Here is a 19,577-nt window from a genome sequence, read left to right as displayed (position 1 = left end):
TGTCAGATGAAATTCGCCATAAGTATTCCTCTTTAACCCTAAGATAATGAGTGTTATAACTTATTTCACCATTTAATTTTGGTTTATAAGCTTACAAAAATAGTAAAATTAAACGTAAACCTATACGAATACGCAATCTTAACAATAATAGATTTGGGTATTAAAACAGAGAAGTAAATTGTGTGTGATTAAAAAGGATAATTGATTCCAAAATTATATACAGCTTCAGAGAAATTATAACCTTTAAACCATCTTTGATCTCTATCACTTGCGGGGTTAAACGTCTTGAAGCCAATGTCGAATCTTATAACGAAAAAATCGAAATCGTATCGAAATCCAAATCCGGTTCCAACAGCAATTTCTTGAATGTCATCAATTTTGGAAAATACAGCTTCTTCATCCTCAACATTATCCAAAGCATTCCAGATATTACCGGCATCAATAAACAAGGCGCCATTTAAAGATCCAAGAATATTGTATCGGTATTCAATATTGGATGCAATTTTCAGGTTGGCTTCATTAAACTCATTTCTTCCGCCTGTACTCCCTGGTCCCAGATCATAAACCAGCCATGCTCTGTTGTCGTTGGGGCCTCCTCCAAAGAAACTTCGTGCAAACGGAATACTATTTGCATTTCCGTAAGGAAGGGCAAATCCCCCAAAAGCTCTAAACGCAATGATGTTTTTTCTTCCTAAATCCCAGTGTTTTGTATAATCTAATTCTAATTTGGCATATTGAGAGAATTCTACACCAAAAATTTCGTAACGATCATTCGAATTCTTTTTTAACCCTGCAATATTAGATATCGTACTTAAGATATTGCCTGCCAACTCAAATTTTACTCTAAATCTAGAAAAGTCTTCGTCATACAAGTTTTCTCTATTGTTTTTGGTGTAGGTATAACTCGATCCAAAAATTAGGTTGTCTTCGGTAAGCCTGATCTTTCGTTCATTAATGTTTCTAATTTCTTGTAATTGATTTTGATCCAGATCCTCATCGGGGGTTGTTCCTAAAGATTGGTCAATAAAATTATCGGCACCTTGGGGAATACTTAGAACAGCGTTATTGATATCAGGTGTTCCCGTGTCTGGCTGTACAAAGAAGGGAGAGTCGGCATCAAGTACCTGTCTGGCAATGTCATTTAACTCGCTAAAGGATGTGCTATAAATATTAAAATAATTATTGGTGTTTAAATTCCGTACATATTGCACATTAACAAGATCGAGCTGATTAGTGAGTAATTGATTGGGTTTCCAACGATAATTAAATATTCCTGTGGCATTTTGCTTATCTAAACCAATGTTTTGCTGCACATTGATCCCAAAAATAAGATTGGTTGTTGGGGTCATACGCTTTGGTATAATTTTATTGGTTTTGATAGGGAAAACAATTTTTGGGAAAGATAATTTTACATCGGCTCCAATTTCTGAAATATTAAAAAATCGTTCTCCTCCATCAACTGCATCACTCGAAGAACCAATACTTCCTCTTGCAGATATTTCCAGTATTTCTGCCCCTCTGAAAACATTTCTAATAAGAAGCGATCCTCCAAAACCAATACCAAATGCTTGTATACTGGAAGTGGAAACATCAAACTCTACATTAGAACTATATTTTTTTCGCGGAGTTAATAAAATATTGGTGATAAGACTCTCTCCCGTGGGATCGTTAGGGTCTATCTCATATTTAATGTTTGGGTATTTAAAAGTCCTTAGGTTGTTTATTTGAGTATATGTCGAAGTTCGATCTTGATCTCTGAAAACTTCACCTGGGTTAATTAAAATAGAGTTTGCAATCGCTTTGCGGGTATATTTGATTTCATCAAAGCCATATATGTTATATCCTCTATAAAAAGTACTGTCTTTAGGCTGTTTATTCCTGTTTTCGTAAGAATAATCGGTATAAACATTTACCTGGCTTATTTTGTGAACTTTGTAAGGGATTCTTGCTGTTGAATCACCAAAGGTGATAGGTCTGTTCTTTATAATTAAATTCAGGTTTACTTTGTGATCTGTGTTTACCGTATCGGCATCGAATTTTATAAATTCTTTTTCAAAGTGAAATAATCCAGAGTTTCTGAATAAAGAGGTGAGCCTTTCTCTTTCATTCTCAATATCTGAAGTTTTATACTGTTTTCCGCTAACTATGGTAGATTTCTCACGACTGATTTGGTATATAGAATCTGCAACCTCAGAATCAATTTTTGATTTTAAAGTATCTATAAAATAAGGTCGATTTGGTTTGATATAGTAATTTACAAATGCTCGTTTATCTTCTTTTTTGTTTATTTCATAATCGGTCTCAACATTAAACCAACCATTATTCCAATAATATGCCTGAAGCCTTTTTGCAGATCGTTTCGTCTTAGTTTCATTAACTATAGTTGGAGGTTCCCCCGTGTTTTTTATCCATTCATTCATTCCAGATAGGCCGACCCCGAGTCTATCTACCTGTTTTTTGGAAAGAAAATTTATCATTCTTTTTTCTCTCTTCGGTTTTCTATGTAACCAATCTTTATAGAGAGAATCCTTATTGACACTTGCTAGGTTATATATGTGCAGTTGCGCTGGGATTCCTAAAATCTTAGTATTTGCCTTTTGCAAAAGTTGATTCTCCAGTTTAGGATTCTTAATTTTGACGCTATCAACAAAAACCTGGTTTTTTTCCAATAAATATTCGCCGTCTTGAACTCTTTTAACCGCGTCACACGAAAGTAAAAAGATTGAGGATAGGGTAATAAATAATATTTTTGTCAGAAAGTGTTTCAATCCCGGTTCATTATTGATTCAAAAATACACTATTTGTATGGTTAGCAAAAACCAAAAGAAATTAATAAAGAGTTTACATCAAAAAAAATACCGAAAACAGCATCATTTATTTGTTGCTGAGGGTAAAAAGGTGATAAATGAGTTGTTGGATGCAGAATTTAGGCTGCATTCTCTCTACACCGTAGATGATAGTTTTTTTAAAATCGACCCTAAACTTCAGTATGTATTAAAGGAAGACGAATTAAAACAGATTAGTTTTCTATCGACACCACAAACGGCTTTGGCAGTTTTTTATATACCCGAAGAACAAGAGATCGACCCAAAGGGGATAACCTTGGTGTTAGATGATGTTAGAGATCCTGGGAATCTAGGGACAATTATTAGGCTATGTGATTGGTTTGGAATTCGTGAATTGGTATGTTCGTTGCAAACGGTAGATTGCTATAACCCAAAAGTGATTCAAGCTACAATGGGCTCTATTTCTAGAGTAAATGTTAGATATACCTCGGTTCTAGACTTCTTGAAATCAAAAAAATCTGATTTAATGACCTTCGGGACATTTATGGATGGAGATAACCTATATAAAACAGATTTGCCAAAAGATGGAATCGTAGTTATGGGTAACGAAGCTAATGGTATTTCACCGCAAGTTGAGGCGTTTGTAGATAAAAAAATAACAATCCCTCAGTTTGGTGATGGTCAAAAAACAGAAAGTTTAAATGTTGCCACTGCAACAGCTATTGTACTTAGCGAATTTAAACGATCTTGATACTGTTTTTACTGAAAAGTAAAATTGATAAATATTCCTCGAGTAGACATTTTATCTATAGTTGATGTCCAAGGACTATTTGGATCATTGTCTTTAACCAGCTCATCAGACATTGCAAAAACTCCTCGTATCGAAGGTGTGAATTTGAAATAATACAGGTACAAATCAACACCAAATCCTATTTCGTAATAATTGGTGTTGGTTTTCATTCTAAATTCACCTGAGCTGTTATCATCAGGATTGTCTTCATTACTAGATAAGTTAATAGATGTAGATACACCGCCAACTATAAATGGTTTAAAGTTATTTAGTCTTTTTGTAGATATTTTTAGTAATAAGGGAACGTGTACGTATGTAGATTTAACTTCTCTAAATGATTCGAATTGAGAGGTGAAAATAGGGTTAGAAAAATTAAGATTTCTACTTGTAAAGGTAACCATAGGTTCTAATCTTAAATCAAGGTAGTCATTGATTCTCATGTTTCCCAATAATCCTACGCTAAATCCTACTGTTTTGTCTACTACGATATCAGCATCTTCAAAATCTGAGGTGTAATCGAAATTAAAGTCGTAGCTATTAAATCCTAGAATATATCCCCAGCTAAATCTTGGTTTGTCAAAATTTTGAAGGTTTTGTACTTTTTCTTTCGAGAATAGCTGTGCACTCATGTCAAAAGTGCAAAGTAAAAGAACAGTTACTATAATAAGTTTTTTCATCTACAATAAAATTTACTAATCGTTGGGTTATTTTGTTAACCTTTTAATTAGTATGATTTGTTTTTATACCTGTTTTATAGGTTATCTTATTATTTGGTTGCTTTATAAATAGTGGCAACACCAAAAGTTTGGGGTTTATCTTCAACATCTATAAACCCAATTTTCTTCAAAATATTGTTGAATGCTTCCCCATATGGAAAAGCTGCAGCACTTTCACTCAAGTAAGAGTATGCAGATCGATCCTTAGAGAAAATTTTACCAATCAAAGGTAAAATTTTCGTCGCATAAAATTTGTAGCCTTGTTTATAAGGCGTTTTGGTTGGAATTGAAGTTTCTAATACTACAAAAATACCACCAGGTTTGAGTACTCTATATATTTCAGAAAGTCCTTTTTCTAGGTTTTCAAAATTTCTCACTCCAAATGCCACAGTAACCGCATCGAAATAGTTTTCTTCGTATGGAAGATTTTCACTATCTCCGGTAACCATATCTATAATCGTATCTAATTGTTTGGCATTGATCTTCTTTTTACCTACCTCTAACATACCTGTAGAGATATCGAGCCCAATAATTTCAGAAGCTCCTGTTTTTGATAGATTTATTGCCAAATCTCCAGTACCGGTAGCAACATCCAAGATTTTCTGAGGTTTGATGTTTCCGACAAGATTCACAACTTTCTTGCGCCATTTTATATCAATACCTAATGAAATAACACGGTTAAGACCATCATAATTCCCCGAAATAGTATCAAACATTTCGGTAACCTGTTCTTTCTTGCTTCTATTTTTGTCCTTGTATGGTGTTATTTTTTCTGACATTCAAAAAAATTTAGGCAAATATACATTTTTGATATTGATAGTGGGAATAGATTCGTGTTAAGTTGGTTATAATCAAATTTTATCAGTTAGTCAATTTACATTATCTTTGTACGCTTTTATATGCTAAGAGGTTATTTTTGGAGTAAAATAAGTGATGTAATTTCTTAGTTCGATTTTATTTTTAAAATGGAAAACAATAAACAAAACCGATGAAAATCATTATTGCCGGAGCAGGTGAAGTGGGATTTCATTTGGCTAAATTACTTTCATTCGAATCTCAAGACATAACACTGATCGATACAGATAAAGAATGCCTTAACTACGCAGATACACATCTAGATATTAGAGTTATTAAAGGAGATGCTACTTCAATTACTATTTTGAAAGAAGCAAGGGTAGATAACGTAGATATGGTAATAAGTGTAACTTCTAGTGAAACTACTAATATTACCGTTTGTGTACTTGCAAAACAACTTGGGGCTAAACGAACCATTGCAAGAATATCGAATACAGAGTTTATTGAAAATAAAGAAGAAGTTGGTTTTACCAAATTTGGAATAGATGAACTGATTTCTCCAGAAGCTCTTGCTGCAAGTGAAATAGAGTTGCTTCTTAATCAATCTGCTTTTCACGATAGTTACGAGTTTGAAGATGGAGCTCTTACCATGGTAGGTACTACACTTTCTAAGGAGGCTCTATTTGTGGGTAAAACTGTGAGAGAGGCAGCCGAAATTTTCCCAGAACTTCACTTTATGCCTATTGCAATACAAAGATCAGGGACTCAATATACCTTGATACCGAGAGGAGATACTTCTTTTAAAGAAGGAGATCAAGTGTATTTTGTTACTTCTCAGGGTGGAGTTGAAGAATTATATAAGCTTACTGGTAAGGTAAAAGAAGATATTAAAAATGTGATGATTCTAGGAGGAAGCAAGATAGGATACAAAACCTCTTGTGACCTTTGTGATCACAAATTTAGAGTAAAACTTATTGAGAAAGATAAAGATAAATCTTTCGATCTTGCTGATGATCTTCCTAGTGCTATGATAATTAACGGAGATGGAAGAAATGTAGAGCTTTTACAGGAAGAAGGTATAGGAGAAATGGATGCTTTTATTGCTGTAACCGGAAATTCGGAAACCAATATTATGTCTTGTTTGGTTGCAAAATCTAAAGGCGTTAGAAAAACTATTGCCCTAGTTGAAAATATGGATTATTTTCAATTATCTCATTCTATAGGTATTGATACCTTAATTAATAAAAAACTTTTAGCTGCAAATAACATATTCAGGTTTATAAGAAAAGGTGAAGTGGTCGCTATGACCAAACTCAATAATATGAATGCTGAATTGTTGGAGTTTATTGTTAAGCCTACCTCTGAGGTAAGTGACAACCTAATTAAAGATTTAGACTTTCCTAGATCTGCTATTATTGCCGGAGTAATAAGAAACGGAAAAGGTATGATTCCTTTAGGGAATTTTTATATCGAAGCTGGTGATAGAGTAGTGGTTTGTTGTCTTCCTAAGTCGATCAAGAAAATAGAAAAGCTCTTTTTGTAGACATGTCTAAATTGAATTATAAAATCATATTACACATTATGGGGCTATTATTGCTTTGTAATGGTTGTTTTATGTTGTTAGCAACAATAATGAGTTTTGCATATAAAGATGGGGTTACTCTTGAAATAATGATGGCTTCTGTTGCAACCATGTTTGTTGGTATAGTGATGATGTTTTTGACAAGAGAACATCAAAAAGAAATCAACAAAAGAGAAGGGTATATCGTTGTTACTTTTGGATGGATTTTTATGTCCTTAAGTGGTACGTTACCCTACTTGTTTTCTGGGGCAATTCCTTCCTTTACTAATGCTTTTTTCGAAACGATGTCTGGGTATACCACGACAGGCGCGACTATTTTGAACGAAATAGAAATAATACCCAAAGGAGTTTTATTTTGGCGTAGCCTTACCCATTGGATTGGAGGTATGGGTATTATTGTTTTGGCGATAGCAATTTTACCTTTGTTGGGTATAGGGGGTATGCAATTGTTTGCTGCAGAGGCTCCCGGTCCTAATGCTGATAAACTACACCCAAGAATTACCGATACAGCCAAGAGATTATGGTTGATATATGTCGGGTATACCGCGGCAGAGACTATATTGCTGCAACTGGCAGGAATGAACTTTTTTGATGCTATAAATCATGCCTTGAGTACTTTGTCTACGGGTGGTTTTTCTACTAAAAATGCTAGTGTTGCGTATTGGAATGATCAACCTATAATTCAATATATTATTATCCTGTTTATGTTTCTGGCGGGGATGAATTTTGTATTGAGTTATTTTGGATTTAAAGGAAAAGTCCAAAAAATTATCAAAGACGAAGAGTTTAAGTTATATGCCTTTTTTGTAGGTGCTTTTACCATTATCGCTACGGTAGTAATCTATTTAAAGGCAGATGTATCTATCTCTTCTGTCGATCATCCTATGGTTTGGGGAGAGGCAGAAAGTGCATTTCGCCATGCTTTGTTTCAAGTATTGGCGGTGGTAACAACCACAGGATTTGTGACTGCAGATTTCACAATGTGGACTCCGTTTCTAACCGTATTTTTCTTTGGTATTATGTTTTTAGGAGGATCTGCAGGTTCTACTTCTGGAGGAATGAAAGTAGTACGTCACCTCATAACCATAAGAAATGGAATATTAGAATTTAAAAGAACACTGCACCCAAGAGCTGTGCTTCCCGTACGATATAATACAAAAGCAGTTTCTAAAGAGATTGTATTTAACATACTGGCTTTCTTTATACTTTATATGCTGGCATTTATTATTGGCTCAGTTGTGTTGGGAGCCTTAGGATTAGATTTTGAAACTGCGATAGGGGGTGCTGCTTCCTCTCTCGGAAATGTTGGTCCTGCTTTTGGGAAACTTAGCCCGGTGAATAACTTCGATGTATTGCCTGCATTTGGGAAATGGTGGTGTTGCTTCCTCATGCTAATAGGAAGATTAGAATTATTTACCGTACTTATTCTTCTTACTCCTTTTTTCTGGAGAAATAGATAAAATGTAACTGTTTATGGTAAAGAATAGCGCAAAGTTATTGTCCATAACTCCGCTACCTTCTTAATAGTATCTTTTACTTTTCCTGTAATGCTGTTTAGGTGTTCCGGTTCAATTAGAAAAATATCAAGTATAGATTCGTAATAACTTATATAATCTTGGTTGAATTCCGTTTCTGGTTTCATATTAAGAATTTCATCATCTGTTTTGGAAACATTAAAATTCTCTTTAAAAATCTGAAGCACATTTTTTTGAACAATACGTTCTTTTTCGATGGGGGACATACGGTTTTAATTTAAGTTGGTTTTAAGATAATTTGTGTATTCTGGGAAAAATTATAACTCCAAATCGTCTAATTTAGTATTTGGGAGATGTTTTTATTTTGATAAGATAATGTTAACCTTTGTAAGTGTCTGGAAATATGATGTCTAAAACCAAAATTTTTGTATAAAAAAATCGACTATACTAGATTTTTAGCATAGCCGATTCTAAATACTTGTGTATGTTTTTAGCTTAACGCTTCTTTAATTCTGCGTATAGCTTCAATAATTTGCTCTGTGCTTGCAGCATATGAAATTCTGATACAGTTTCCATTACCAAATGCAATTCCTGTAACCGTAGCAACATTAGCTTCTTCCAGTAAGTACATAGAGAAATCTGTAGCATCATTTATAGTTGATCCTTTAAGGGTTTTTCCAAAGTAGTATGAAATATCTGGGAAAACATAAAAGGCCCCTTCAGGCTCATTACATTCAAATCCTGGGATATCAGATAGTAACTTCAAAATTAACGTTCTACGTTCCTTGAATTCATCTACCATATACTTAATCTTACTTACAGGCGCTTCCAAAGCTGTAATAACAGCACGTTGTGCGATACAATTGGCTCCACTGGTAACTTGACCTTGAATTTTGTTGCATGCTCTTGCTATTGCTGTAGGAGCACCTATGTAACCAATTCTCCAGCCTGTCATAGCAAAAGCTTTGGCAACACCATTTACGGTTACCGTGCGCTCATACATATCTTCAAACTGGGCCATAGAAGCATGCTCTTCTTTGTAATTGATATGCTCATATATTTCATCACTTACAACAACTATATGAGGATGTTTTTGTAATACATCGGCCAGCGATCTCAATTCTTCCTTGCTGTAGATAGATCCACTTGGGTTACACGGAGAGCTATACCATATCATTTTGGTTTTAGGTGTTATGGCATCTTCCAATTGAGAAGCGGTCATTTTAAAATCAGTTTCTATCGAGGTTTTTACCTCTACAGGAACACCTCCTGCTAGTTTTATAATGTCACTATAACTTACCCAATATGGGCAAGGTAAAATAACTTCATCTCCCGGGTTGATGCAAACTTGTGCAATGTTATAAAGTGCCTGCTTTGCCCCTGTAGAAACTACAATTTGAGAACGATCATAATTGAGATTATTATCTCTTTTGAACTTAGTAATAATGGCGTCTTTAAGCTCAACATATCCATCTACAGGTGTGTATGAATTATAGTTGTCATTAACGGCCTGTATTGCAGCCTCCTTTATAAAATCTGGAGTATTAAAATCTGGTTCACCTAAGCTAAGACCAATAATGTCTTTTCCTTCAGCTCTTAATTCTCGTGCTTTTGCTGCCATTGCAAGGGTGGCAGAAGCTTTTAATGCATTAATTCTGTCTGATAATTGTGTACTCATTTCCGATACTTGTGTACTCATTTCTAATTGGTAATAATAAAAGTTATGATTGAATTGCAGGCTTCATACCCATTTCTTTAAGGTGTTTGAAATGTGCTACAATAGCCTTGCGTGTGGTTTTATATTCATTATAAGGTAAATTAAACTCTTGCGCCGTTTGCTTTACGATTTTTGAAATTTTGGTATAGTGAATATGGCTGATGTGAGGAAATATATGATGCTCAACTTGGTGGTTAAGCCCCCCAGTAAACCAGTTTACTAATTTGTTTTTGGTAGAGAAATTTACCGTGGTGAATAACTGATGTATTGCCCAGGTGTTTTTCATAGTTCCAGTATTATCAGGAACTGGCATTTCTGCACCTTCAACCATGTGAGCCAATTGAAAAATAACACTTAGTATCAAACCTGCTACATAGTGCATTACAAAAAAACCTATTAAGATTTTCCACCAGGCGATAGACATAATTAACATAGGAATTACTATCCAAATAAGTAAGTAGATTGCTTTAGTGATTACGACATTACTCCATTGTTTAAATGGACTTGGTAATTTTCCATAAGAAAGCTTACGAGACAAATAATCTTTGGTCTGTTTGAAATCTGTAGTAAGAGCCCAGTTAAATGTTAATAAACCATATAAGAATATAGAATAATAATGCTGAAACCTATGAAAACGTCTCCATTGTGCATGCTTAGTAAAACGTATTATTCTTCCAGCATCCATATCTTCATCGTGACCGTGAATATTGGTATAAGTATGGTGTAATACATTGTGTTGAACTTGCCAGTTATATACATTTCCGGCAAGAATGTAAATGCTGTTTCCCATTAATTTATTGATCCATTTTTTTGAAGAGTAAGATCCATGATTGCCATCATGCATAACATTCATACCAACTCCTGCCATTCCAACTCCCATTACAACAGTAAGTAGGAGCATCCACCACTGAGAAATATTAAGAGTAAGGATCAAGAAATATGGAGTTAAAAAAATAGAAAACATGATAATTGTTTTAAGATGCAGTTTCCAGTTTCCTGTTCTTTTAATGTTATTCTCTTTAAAATACTGATTCACACGCTTGTTTAGCGTTTTAAAAAACTTAGCAGAATCAGCCCTGCTGAAGCGAATATTAGGTGTAGTCATAACTGTTGAGGTTTATGACCAAACGTATTTGGTCATACTAATATTGGGTAAATTTAGGTATTTAAATTTTTTTAACTTCCTAAAAAGAAATAAAATATATGAGTTTAACATGTATTTTTGCGCTTTAATTATATTGGTTTATTATTACAAGAACAAAAAAGCAAAAGAGTGACTATTATAGATAAATATTTTACAGATTTAACTGAAGAACAGCAAAGCAAATTTTCAAAATTACAGGATCTATATGCAGAGTGGAACGCCAAAATTAACGTTATCTCTCGAAAAGACATAGATGCTCTGTATGAACGTCATGTTCTACATTCGTTAGGTATTGCAAAAATTTTAGAATTTATGCCGGGAACTCATGTGTTAGATGTAGGTACAGGAGGGGGCTTTCCTGGAGTGCCCTTGGCAATTTTATTTCCTGAAACTCAATTTTACTTGGTTGATGTAATCGCTAAAAAAATTAGAGTAGTCAATGAAGTAGTTAAAGCCCTGGGGCTTGAAAATGTAAAAGCTGAACAACGTAGAGCAGGGACTTTTGATGATCGTTTCGATTTTATTGTTAGTCGTGCTGTTACCAATATGCCTGATTTTGTAAAATGGGTGCGTAAAAATGTGGCTAAACAGAGTAGGCATGAACTCAAAAATGGAATTTTATATTTAAAAGGAGGAGATCTTACTGAGGAATTGGAGCAGTTTCCAAAAGCGATAGAGCATAATCTTTCAGACTTCTTCGAAGAAGAGTTTTTTGAAACCAAAAAAGTAGTGTACCTCCCTTTAAAATATAAAATTTAGATCAAGGAATAGTGTTACTGCAATTCCCTAAGTTGTTTGATCAATCCCACGGTTTCTGATAAAGTATGGTTTGAGAATTGGTTGGTATAATTGATCGCTATAGTACAATTGTATTCTGGGATATGTATAGCTATGGTATTCCAGAAACCTTCGTGAAAAAAAGCTTCGACATCATATTTCTTGCTCACCATTTGTTGAATGCCCATACGGTAATCATCGGCATTTTTGTCATTTATAGTAGTTTTGTTTGGTGCCAGCATGATTTGTAACGTCTCTTTGTTTTTAAATACTTTATGATTGAATAAAGCATGAAAAAAAACAGTCAAGTCCTTGGTAGTAGAAGAGAGTCCGCCTCCTCCATATAAATCTACAGAGCTATCCCATAAAGTAGTATCTAGGTTTTCCATATAGCGATGAACGGGTTGTAATAAACCATCGGGTTTAGGTTCCAAGCCTTCTAACCATGTAGATGACAGTTTCAAAGAACTAAAATTTAATAAAGTTCTTAGTCCTTCTGCTAATCCTGTTTCGGTAAGTTTTTCTATAGTTTCGCCTAATATGATATACCCAGTATCACTGTATTTATACTGTTCTCCTGGATTACCAATTGGTTTACCGTGATCCATAGCGAATTGTAATTGCTCTGTTCTGGTCCACTTCTTATTAGGGTTTTTTCTTGCTGTTTTGATATAATCATTTCCTCCCATCGCGTAGTCAAATAAGCCACTGGTATGCTGTAGACAATGCTTAATGGTAATGTGGTCTGGTTGGTATCCACCTTGTTTTAGTATATTTTGGTGTTCTGCAGAAATGTATTTTGATATAGGATCATCCAGTTTTAGTTTTCCATCTTCATATAGTCTCAAGATTGCTGCAGACACAAATGTTTTGGTTACGCTAGCTATTCTGAAGGGTTGGTTTTCAGAAAGTTTGTCCGTTTTTTCTGTGCTGTCAAATCCTTCAGCACCAGACCATTTAATGTTAATGTCTGGAGCGATTACACTCATAGAAATTCCTGAAATTTTATATTTTGAGTTTGAAATATCAGATTTCAAAATATCATTAAACTTTACAGAAAGCTCTTCTGTAGCAGAAGGAGCGGCATTTTGTGCTTTTATATGGTTGTTTACTAATAGAATAACAACCAAAAAACAATAGTGTTTATATTTCATCGATTCTTAATTTTGATTGCAAAAATGTGATTTACAGAAGAGATTTGATTGTAAAAATTCGTCATTTCTTAATTTGGCCTTAAGTTTAGTAGTCCGGGAGTATGTAAAAGTTGCAGTGGAGTGAACGAGGTAAACCTTTTTATATCTTTAATAAAATGGGATTGGTCGAAATAACCATATTTATCGATGTAGTATGACCAGTCGGTATTTTTCGTATTATAAATTTCTTGTATAACCAATTTACAGCGTTGTAAAGTCTGGTATTTTTTAGGGGTTAGGCCTGTGTCTCTTTTAAAGTGTCTTTCTAAAGTAGAGTAGGAGTAATTGGTTTTGTTGAGGATTTCTTGAATGTCTAATGTGTGTGTAATTTCTTTGGAAATATCGAGAATAAAACCCTCTCTTTCTTTTTTGTAATATTTCATAAACCATTGATCTAATTCGTCAACAATTTTCGAAGCGTCTAAGTTGGTAAGGTGTTTTGTGAGTTTTAGAATTGAATGATCAAATACCTCATCTGTAGGGCCAACAGAATTACTGATGATTGTTTGAGCATTATGTTTTGTGAAGGGCAAAAGAGAAGATAAGGCTCTGGACTTAAATTTGATCAGTATAAACGATTTTAATTGCATAAGATCGACTGTAAGGGCTTCATGAATAAAAGCAAATACTCTACTTCTATTATCGGTGTAATGCTTATTTTGATAGCAAAATGAATAGTGGCCTTTTAAAACGATTAACATATCAGGAGTAATGCTAGGATACGCATATATTTTATTCTGATAAGTACTCAAATCCAGAACATTTTCTTTAACCAACCAGTAATGATCGATATGCTTTTTTAATATGTCATCCTGCGGAATTAATTTCATAAAATGTGAATGCCTATCTGTTTTTGGACTCCTTATGATTCTATGAAATTATATTTTTTATTCAAAATAAGCAAAAACAGGTTTCTAAGCTATTTTTAATATTTCATTCTCATTTCGATGAGATGTTTTTCAAACCCTGCTTTTTCATAAGCTCTTATGGCTCTGGGGTTTTGTTCGTATACAGTGAGCCTTATTTCATCTATGTTTTTGGAGCCAAACCAATCGCATATGTATTTTATAATAGCTTGGCTTGCTCCTTTGCCTCGGTGCTCTTCTTTTACAAACATAAACCCGATATATCCTAATTGTTTTTGTCTGAAGAAATTTTTGCGATTTCTTATTTGGCCATAACCACTACCAATAATTTCTCCTTTGATTTCTGCTACGACTACTTCGGTGTCTTCGGCTTTTATATAATCTTCAATGCTGTAGTAACTTATTTTTTCTTTTTGTTTTAAAGTGATATCCATGGGGCGTTCGGCCTCGATTATTTTTTGCTCGAAATCTAGTAAAATTGCTAAATCTTCTAGTTGTGCTGTTCTTATTTTCATGATGATGCAGTGGTTGAAAGGTAAAAAAAGCGCCAAATGGCGCTTTTTAAAATTTGAAATAAAATATATTATTCTCCCAAAAATGGGTATCTGTAATCTGAAGGAGATACAAAAGTTTCTTTTATGGTTCTTGGTGAAACCCAACGTAATAAGTTAAGGTAAGACCCAGCTTTGTCATTGGTTCCTGATGCTCTGGCACCACCAAAAGGTTGTTGCCCTACAACAGCACCAGTTGGTTTATCGTTAATGTAGAAGTTTCCGGCACAGTTTTCTAGTGCTTTTGTAGCTTCTGCAGCGGCATAACGATCGGTAGAAAATATAGCACCGGTCAAAGCATACTCGCTAGTGCCATCTACCAATGAAAGCATATCGTTCCAGTCCTTATCCTCATAAACGTAGATCGTAATTACAGGGCCAAATAACTCGGTGCACATAGTGGTGTACTTAGGATCTTTGGTTACGATTACTGTTGGATCAACAAAGTAACCTTTAGATTTATCATAATTACCACCAGCGATAATCTCTGCATCTGTATCATTTTTTGCCTGATCTATAAATTTTGCAAGTTTATCAAAAGATCCTTCATGTATAACCGCAGTAATAAAATTACTCATATCTTCTGGAGATCCCATTTTGAAGGATTTGATATCTTCTTTTACATATTTTTCAACATCGGCCCATAAGCTTTTTGGGATATAAGCACGAGATGCCGCACTACATTTTTGTCCCTGAAATTCGAAAGCTCCTCTTGAGATACCTGTGGCAACTTGCTTGGCATTTGCGCTTGGGTGTGCAACGATAAAGTCTTTACCACCTGTTTCCCCTACTATTCTAGGGTATGTTTTGTAGTTATGAATATTAGTTCCAATTTTTGCCCATATATCTTTAAAAACATGGGTGCTACCTGTAAAATGAATACCCGCAAAATCTGGACTTGCCAGAATAGTATCTGTAATCATAACAGGGTCACCGTATACTACATTAATTACGCCATCAGGCACTCCCGCTTCTTTAAAAATATCTACAATAACTTTTGCAGAATATATCTGGCTATCACTCGGCTTCCAAACGACAGTATTCCCCATCAAAGCTGCACTAGCAGGTAAATTCCCAGATATTGCAGTGAAGTTAAATGGAGTAATTGCATATACAAACCCTTCAAGAGGTCTGTATTCAAGTCTGTTCCATGCCGCAGAAGAAGAATCAGGTTGATCTTCATAAATCTGAGTCATAAATTCTACATTAAAACGTAAGAAGTCTATGAATTCACAAGCTGCATCAATTTCTGCCTGAAAGATGTTTTTAGACTGAGCTAGCATTGTGGCTGCATTTATTTTTGCACGATAAGGTCCAGCGATTAATTCTGCTGCTCTTAAGAAAACGGCTGCACGTTGTTCCCAAGCAAGATTAGCCCATTTTTTCCTAGCCTCCAAAGCTGTATCTATGGCTTGTTGCACATGTTTTTTTTCAGCCTTGTGATAAGATCCCAATGTATGTTGATGATCATGTGGAGGAGACATCGTACCTGTATCACCAGTGCGTATTTCTTCTCCATTTATATAAAGAGGAATATCTATTGTCTCATTATACATTTTTTTGTAGGTAGCCAAAACTTCTTCCCTTTCCGGAGTTCCCGGAGCATAAGACTTAACGGGTTCGTTGATAGCTGTAGGAACTTGAAAAAAACCTTTTCCCATGATGTAATGTGTTATTTAAAGTTATAAAGATGTGTTATCTTAAATGAGTTAGTCAATTTTGGATAGCAAAGATAGAAAATTAAAAGAGCTATCGTTTAATTTAACCTTTTATAAACATTGTGGAGTGTGTATTTTTTTTGTAAGTTGTGGGATATTTAGCCGACCCAAAATTTATGTGTACAGTAACATTAATTCCAACTCAGGACAATAATTTTATACTTACCTCTAATCGAGACGAGGTTGTAAATCGAAAAACATTATTCCCAGAATTCTACCAAATAAATGGCACTAGAATGTTATTTCCTAAAGACGCTGTAGCTGGTGGAACATGGATTGGGACGAGTGATAAGCAAACCATGATCTGTTTATTAAATGGTGGATTTGAAATTCATGAACGATTGGTTTCTTATAGACAAAGTAGAGGTGTGGTTGTAAAGGATTTGTTGGAGGCTGATAATTTAGAACTAGCTATAGAGGAGTATAATCTTAAAGGAATAGAACCATTTACAATTGTGGCCGCAAACTGGAAGTCTGATTTGATACTGCTTGAATTAGTATGGGATGGTCAGCAAAAACATATTAGAGAATTAGAAAAAGAAACCCATATTTGGTCGTCTTCAACATTATATACCAATGAGATGAAGCTGACTAGGAAAAAGTGGTTTGAAAGTTTTGAAAATGAAAATACCATAACCAAAGATTCGCTTTTAGGTTTTCATAAAAATGCCGGTGTAGGCGATAAAAATATCGATTTGCAAATTGATCGAGGTTTTTTGAAAACTATTAGTATTACTCAAATTGTCAAGAATGATGAGGAACTATCTATGCGTTATGAAAACCTTCAGAATGGAGAAGTGAGTACGGTTATTTTTGAAGCAATTACTGCGTGAAGTATACAGGTAAAATAATTTCTCTTGCCTTTCCTGATACTTTTGTTCGATATTCTGATGAATCTTTATTGCAATTATTGCCATTGTTTGGTTTAGGTAAAAACAGATTCATTAAGGCGGGGCATGCTGCTTTTGTGCTTATTGAAAACAAAACAGGAAAAGCAGAATACTATGACTTTGGTAGGTACATTACACCTCAGGGTTATGGTAGAGTTCGTAGCGCTATTACTGATGTAGAGTTAGAAATTCCCTTTAAAGCCGAATTGGACTCTAAAAATTCCCTTCAAAATATTGAAGAATTTCTTATTTGGTTAGAAGCCCATCCTCATAAAACACATGGCGATGGTCGTTTGGTGGCTTCTGTGTGTGATTATATCCATTACCAAAAAGCTAAAGATTTTGTGATTTCCGTTCAGGAAAAAGGAAGTGTTCCTTACAAAGCGTTTGGTAAAGAGGGGAGTAATTGCTCACGAATAGTAACAGATACTATACTTGCAGGAACAGATCTTGGTAGTATAAGGAAGCCGTTGTTGCGAAATAAGTTATTCACGCCTAGTACAGTAGGTAATGTAGAAAAATCGTCTTTGAATAACCCTGTTTATGAAGTTAGAAATGGGAAAGTGAGTATTTATAAGGGGTCCGCTTTTAAAGAGAATATGACCAACTATTTTGATAAGAATGTTCCCAAAAACGATGAAGCTCATAATTCAGGTTTGAAAAAAGATTTAAATGAGGCTCAATTGCTTACAGGTATAGGGAGTAGTGCTTATTTCGAACTAAAAGTTTTAAATGAAGATAATAAGTTTGAAGTTGTTCGGTATACAGAATATGGAGAAGAGGATTTTAGAGGTGTGTTTGAGGTAACTAGTGGTATTTTTGATGCGCAAAAATCGTATCAGTTTGTGTATGATTCAAACTGTTTGTATTGTCATCTAGAGCAAGAGAACTCAAAAATAAGATTGGATTTGGTACAAAGAATTTTTAGTTAAGTGCAAAAGGTGCACTAAGTTTGAAACCTGGAATCATTACTTTAAATTTTCTGGTAGAGGTAAAATTAACCATGTTATAATGCCCCTTCATAGCACCAAATGGGGAACTAAGCAAACAGCCGCTATTATAGGTATGAGATTCTCCAGGTTTAAGTACTGGTTTTTTGCCAATAACACCTTCTCCTTCAACGATTTCGGTGCTGTTTAGTGCGTCTTTAATTTCCCAGAAACGTGAGGTAAGTTGCACAGAGTCTTTGCTTTGATTTTCTATGGTGATTTGGTAGCCAAAGGCAAAATGTATCTTATAGTTCTTATAGAACGTACCTTCAAAGGTGGTATCCACCGAAATTTTTATGCCTCTTGTTATCTGTTGAACCATCCTAAAAAATGAAAATTGATCCTACCAAAGTGATTGCGGAGCCTATACTTGCTAATATAAAAAATAAAACGTTCACTAACAGAAATTTAACAATAGTTTTGAATCTTCCTTGATTATAAAACTTTCGCATGGCTTTATAGAGGTAAAATAAGAATACAAGAAGAGTAATACCAATAATTGAACTGTGAATGATTTGCCCAATTAAAATCGAGATACCAATCAAGATAAAAAACATGGTTTGCGTATGAAATATAAATACCAAATGCTCCATGTATGTAAATGTTCTTCTTATATAAATAAACCACATGGCTAAAGCGAAGAATGGTAAAAAGAAAAATATAATAAAGGGTAGTTGATTAAAGATAAATTTCCATAAATCAATACCGTAATTATCACTTATGTTATTGGTTTTTTTAACTCTCTTGTACAAGTATTTATTAAGCCTTGTTTCCTCATGTTTTAAATCAGCAAGTGCCTTGAAAGTGGAAGTTTCTTTTGTTTTGTCATAATAATCATCATACATCTTCCAGAGTTTGAAGGGTCTGCTGAAAAAACCCATACTGTCTATTTGTGATTGTGTGTAATAGGATACTTCTTTTTGTTTTTTCTTTAATAACGAAGAGAGTTGAATGCTATCGGTACTTAAGATGGCATTTTTTATGGTTTCTTTTTCAGATTCTGGGATACCTTGCGTTTCCGATATCTGTGTAGATATTTTTTCTTTAATAGAGTCATCTACGTTAATGCTCTTTTCTATTTCGCTAAGGGCTTCTTTCCCCATTTTAGCATCTTTTCCAATGTCTGATGAAAATTTGTCAAAATCAATAAATAGTCCATTAATGATAAAAAAGATAATGGAAACACTAAGGTAAAATCGAAAAGGATTGGCATATTTAACTCTTTTTCCATGAATATATTCCTTAGATATTTTTCCTGGGCTGAATAAAAGGGCAATTATAGTATGTCTTAGTCTGGAATCGTAAGAAAAGATACTAGCAAAAAACTCATTAAAAAAGTCTTTAAACGATAGTTTTTTTGTGGTATTTGCCTGGCCACAGTTATGGCAGTATCGATCTATTATGTCTAATGGAACCCCACAATTTAGGCACTCATTTCCGCGGTATTTTTTTAGAAATCTCCCCTTATCTTTCATCAAGAATACAATTACAGGTGTCTAAAATAAGAGTTTTGCATTAATTGGGTGTGATTTTTTAAAATATAATAGTTGAAGAAGATTTTTAGGTTAAAGCAAAAGAATACTTAATA

The 19,577-nt window shown here is 34.2% G+C and carries 18 protein-coding genes; 6 read left to right on the top strand and 12 right to left on the bottom strand.

Annotation, left to right across the window (positions count from 1 at the left end):
- Positions 1-188 precede the first annotated feature (188 nt).
- Positions 189-2,768, bottom strand: coding sequence for a translocation and assembly module lipoprotein TamL (gene tamL / locus M0D21_RS11450; RefSeq protein ID WP_449500935.1), 2,580 nt, complete (start codon positions 2,766-2,768; stop codon positions 189-191).
- 37 nt (positions 2,769-2,805) lie between these two features.
- Between tamL and M0D21_RS11445 the strand changes: the two genes are divergently transcribed.
- Positions 2,806-3,537, top strand: coding sequence for a TrmH family RNA methyltransferase (locus M0D21_RS11445; RefSeq protein WP_248329570.1), 732 nt, complete (start codon positions 2,806-2,808; stop codon positions 3,535-3,537).
- Between the two features lie 8 nt (positions 3,538-3,545).
- Here the strand turns inward: M0D21_RS11445 and porT are convergent, their stop codons facing one another.
- Together porT and ubiE are read right to left on the bottom strand one after the other, a co-directional pair.
- Positions 3,546-4,253, bottom strand: a complete 708-nt coding sequence (porT, locus tag M0D21_RS11440) for a type IX secretion/gliding motility protein PorT/SprT (protein ID WP_248329568.1) — start codon at positions 4,251-4,253, stop codon at positions 3,546-3,548.
- 89 nt (positions 4,254-4,342) lie between these two features.
- Complete coding sequence (gene ubiE / locus M0D21_RS11435; protein ID WP_248329566.1) at positions 4,343-5,071, bottom strand: bifunctional demethylmenaquinone methyltransferase/2-methoxy-6-polyprenyl-1,4-benzoquinol methylase UbiE; 729 nt, start codon at positions 5,069-5,071, stop codon at positions 4,343-4,345.
- Positions 5,072-5,280: 209 nt separating this feature from the next.
- On the opposite strand from ubiE, the gene trkA reads away from it, so the two are divergent.
- Together trkA and M0D21_RS11425 are read left to right on the top strand one after the other, a co-directional pair.
- On the top strand, positions 5,281-6,630 hold the full coding sequence (trkA, locus tag M0D21_RS11430) for a Trk system potassium transporter TrkA (protein ID WP_248329564.1): 1,350 nt from the start codon (positions 5,281-5,283) through the stop codon (positions 6,628-6,630).
- A 2-nt stretch (positions 6,631-6,632) separates the two neighbouring features.
- The gene (locus tag M0D21_RS11425; RefSeq protein WP_248329562.1) at positions 6,633-8,129 is read left to right on the top strand and encodes a TrkH family potassium uptake protein; all 1,497 of its coding nucleotides are present in this window, start codon (positions 6,633-6,635) and stop codon (positions 8,127-8,129) included.
- Between the two features lie 11 nt (positions 8,130-8,140).
- Here the strand turns inward: M0D21_RS11425 and M0D21_RS11420 are convergent, their stop codons facing one another.
- The 3 genes from M0D21_RS11420 to M0D21_RS11410 form a co-directional block, all read right to left on the bottom strand.
- The gene (locus tag M0D21_RS11420) at positions 8,141-8,410 is read right to left on the bottom strand and encodes a hypothetical protein (protein ID WP_248329559.1); all 270 of its coding nucleotides are present in this window, start codon (positions 8,408-8,410) and stop codon (positions 8,141-8,143) included.
- Positions 8,411-8,634: 224 nt separating this feature from the next.
- Positions 8,635-9,822, bottom strand: coding sequence for a pyridoxal phosphate-dependent aminotransferase (locus tag M0D21_RS11415; protein ID WP_248330438.1), 1,188 nt, complete (start codon positions 9,820-9,822; stop codon positions 8,635-8,637).
- A 43-nt stretch (positions 9,823-9,865) separates the two neighbouring features.
- On the bottom strand, positions 9,866-10,966 hold the full coding sequence (locus tag M0D21_RS11410; protein WP_248329557.1) for a fatty acid desaturase family protein: 1,101 nt from the start codon (positions 10,964-10,966) through the stop codon (positions 9,866-9,868).
- A 168-nt stretch (positions 10,967-11,134) separates the two neighbouring features.
- Between M0D21_RS11410 and rsmG the strand changes: the two genes are divergently transcribed.
- Positions 11,135-11,764, top strand: coding sequence for a 16S rRNA (guanine(527)-N(7))-methyltransferase RsmG (gene rsmG / locus M0D21_RS11405; protein ID WP_248329555.1), 630 nt, complete (start codon positions 11,135-11,137; stop codon positions 11,762-11,764).
- Positions 11,765-11,778: 14 nt separating this feature from the next.
- On the opposite strand, the gene M0D21_RS11400 is transcribed toward rsmG, so the two are convergent.
- The 4 genes from M0D21_RS11400 to pruA form a co-directional block, all read right to left on the bottom strand.
- On the bottom strand, positions 11,779-12,936 hold the full coding sequence (locus M0D21_RS11400) for a serine hydrolase domain-containing protein (RefSeq protein WP_248329553.1): 1,158 nt from the start codon (positions 12,934-12,936) through the stop codon (positions 11,779-11,781).
- Positions 12,937-13,004: 68 nt separating this feature from the next.
- On the bottom strand, positions 13,005-13,805 hold the full coding sequence (locus tag M0D21_RS11395) for a helix-turn-helix domain-containing protein (protein ID WP_248329551.1): 801 nt from the start codon (positions 13,803-13,805) through the stop codon (positions 13,005-13,007).
- 95 nt (positions 13,806-13,900) lie between these two features.
- Positions 13,901-14,356: a GNAT family N-acetyltransferase gene (locus M0D21_RS11390; RefSeq protein ID WP_248329549.1), complete on the bottom strand. Its 456-nt coding sequence runs from the start codon at positions 14,354-14,356 to the stop codon at positions 13,901-13,903.
- Positions 14,357-14,424: 68 nt separating this feature from the next.
- Positions 14,425-16,053, bottom strand: a complete 1,629-nt coding sequence (gene pruA / locus M0D21_RS11385; RefSeq protein WP_248329547.1) for an L-glutamate gamma-semialdehyde dehydrogenase — start codon at positions 16,051-16,053, stop codon at positions 14,425-14,427.
- 173 nt (positions 16,054-16,226) lie between these two features.
- Here pruA and M0D21_RS11380 point away from each other — a divergent pair, with 173 nt between their 5' ends.
- A complete protein-coding gene (locus M0D21_RS11380; RefSeq protein ID WP_248329545.1) occupies positions 16,227-16,943 on the top strand; it encodes an NRDE family protein in 717 nt (238 codons plus the stop codon).
- Positions 16,940-17,932 (top strand): DUF6695 family protein, encoded by a 993-nt coding sequence (locus M0D21_RS11375; RefSeq protein ID WP_248329543.1) that lies wholly within the window; start codon positions 16,940-16,942, stop codon positions 17,930-17,932. Before M0D21_RS11380 ends, M0D21_RS11375 begins: the two co-directional genes overlap by 4 nt.
- On the opposite strand, the gene apaG is transcribed toward M0D21_RS11375, so the two are convergent.
- Both apaG and M0D21_RS11365 read right to left on the bottom strand, forming a co-directional pair.
- A complete protein-coding gene (apaG, locus tag M0D21_RS11370; RefSeq protein ID WP_248329541.1) occupies positions 17,925-18,311 on the bottom strand; it encodes a Co2+/Mg2+ efflux protein ApaG in 387 nt (128 codons plus the stop codon). The genes M0D21_RS11375 and apaG overlap by 8 nt on opposite strands.
- Position 18,312: 1 nt before the next feature.
- Entirely contained in the window at positions 18,313-19,464 is a 1,152-nt protein-coding gene (locus M0D21_RS11365) for a DUF3667 domain-containing protein (RefSeq protein ID WP_248329539.1), read from the bottom strand.
- Positions 19,465-19,577 lie beyond the last annotated feature (113 nt).

It is taken from the genome of Aquimarina acroporae (assembly GCF_023195925.1).
Taxonomy (GTDB): domain Bacteria; phylum Bacteroidota; class Bacteroidia; order Flavobacteriales; family Flavobacteriaceae; genus Aquimarina; species Aquimarina acroporae.
This window is presented reverse-complemented; position numbering and strand designations above follow the sequence as displayed.

Excerpts from the sequence above, each read along its gene's own strand:
- M0D21_RS11425 (WP_248329562.1), top strand. The coding sequence starts at position 6,633 with ATGTCTAAATTGAATTATAAAATCATATTACACATTATGGGGCTATTA.
- M0D21_RS11390 (WP_248329549.1), bottom strand. The coding sequence starts at position 14,356 with ATGAAAATAAGAACAGCACAACTAGAAGATTTAGCAATTTTACTAGAT.
- M0D21_RS11380 (WP_248329545.1), top strand. The coding sequence starts at position 16,227 with ATGTGTACAGTAACATTAATTCCAACTCAGGACAATAATTTTATACTT.
- M0D21_RS11365 (WP_248329539.1), bottom strand. The coding sequence starts at position 19,464 with ATGAAAGATAAGGGGAGATTTCTAAAAAAATACCGCGGAAATGAGTGC.
- porT (WP_248329568.1), bottom strand. The coding sequence starts at position 4,253 with ATGAAAAAACTTATTATAGTAACTGTTCTTTTACTTTGCACTTTTGAC.
- M0D21_RS11410 (WP_248329557.1), bottom strand. The coding sequence starts at position 10,966 with ATGACTACACCTAATATTCGCTTCAGCAGGGCTGATTCTGCTAAGTTT.
- pruA (WP_248329547.1), bottom strand. The coding sequence starts at position 16,053 with ATGGGAAAAGGTTTTTTTCAAGTTCCTACAGCTATCAACGAACCCGTT.
- M0D21_RS11400 (WP_248329553.1), bottom strand. The coding sequence starts at position 12,936 with ATGAAATATAAACACTATTGTTTTTTGGTTGTTATTCTATTAGTAAAC.
- apaG (WP_248329541.1), bottom strand. The coding sequence starts at position 18,311 with ATGGTTCAACAGATAACAAGAGGCATAAAAATTTCGGTGGATACCACC.
- trkA (WP_248329564.1), top strand. The coding sequence starts at position 5,281 with ATGAAAATCATTATTGCCGGAGCAGGTGAAGTGGGATTTCATTTGGCT.
- M0D21_RS11420 (WP_248329559.1), bottom strand. The coding sequence starts at position 8,410 with ATGTCCCCCATCGAAAAAGAACGTATTGTTCAAAAAAATGTGCTTCAG.
- M0D21_RS11415 (WP_248330438.1), bottom strand. The coding sequence starts at position 9,822 with ATGAGTACACAATTATCAGACAGAATTAATGCATTAAAAGCTTCTGCC.
- M0D21_RS11395 (WP_248329551.1), bottom strand. The coding sequence starts at position 13,805 with ATGAAATTAATTCCGCAGGATGACATATTAAAAAAGCATATCGATCAT.
- ubiE (WP_248329566.1), bottom strand. The coding sequence starts at position 5,071 with ATGTCAGAAAAAATAACACCATACAAGGACAAAAATAGAAGCAAGAAA.
- M0D21_RS11445 (WP_248329570.1), top strand. The coding sequence starts at position 2,806 with ATGGTTAGCAAAAACCAAAAGAAATTAATAAAGAGTTTACATCAAAAA.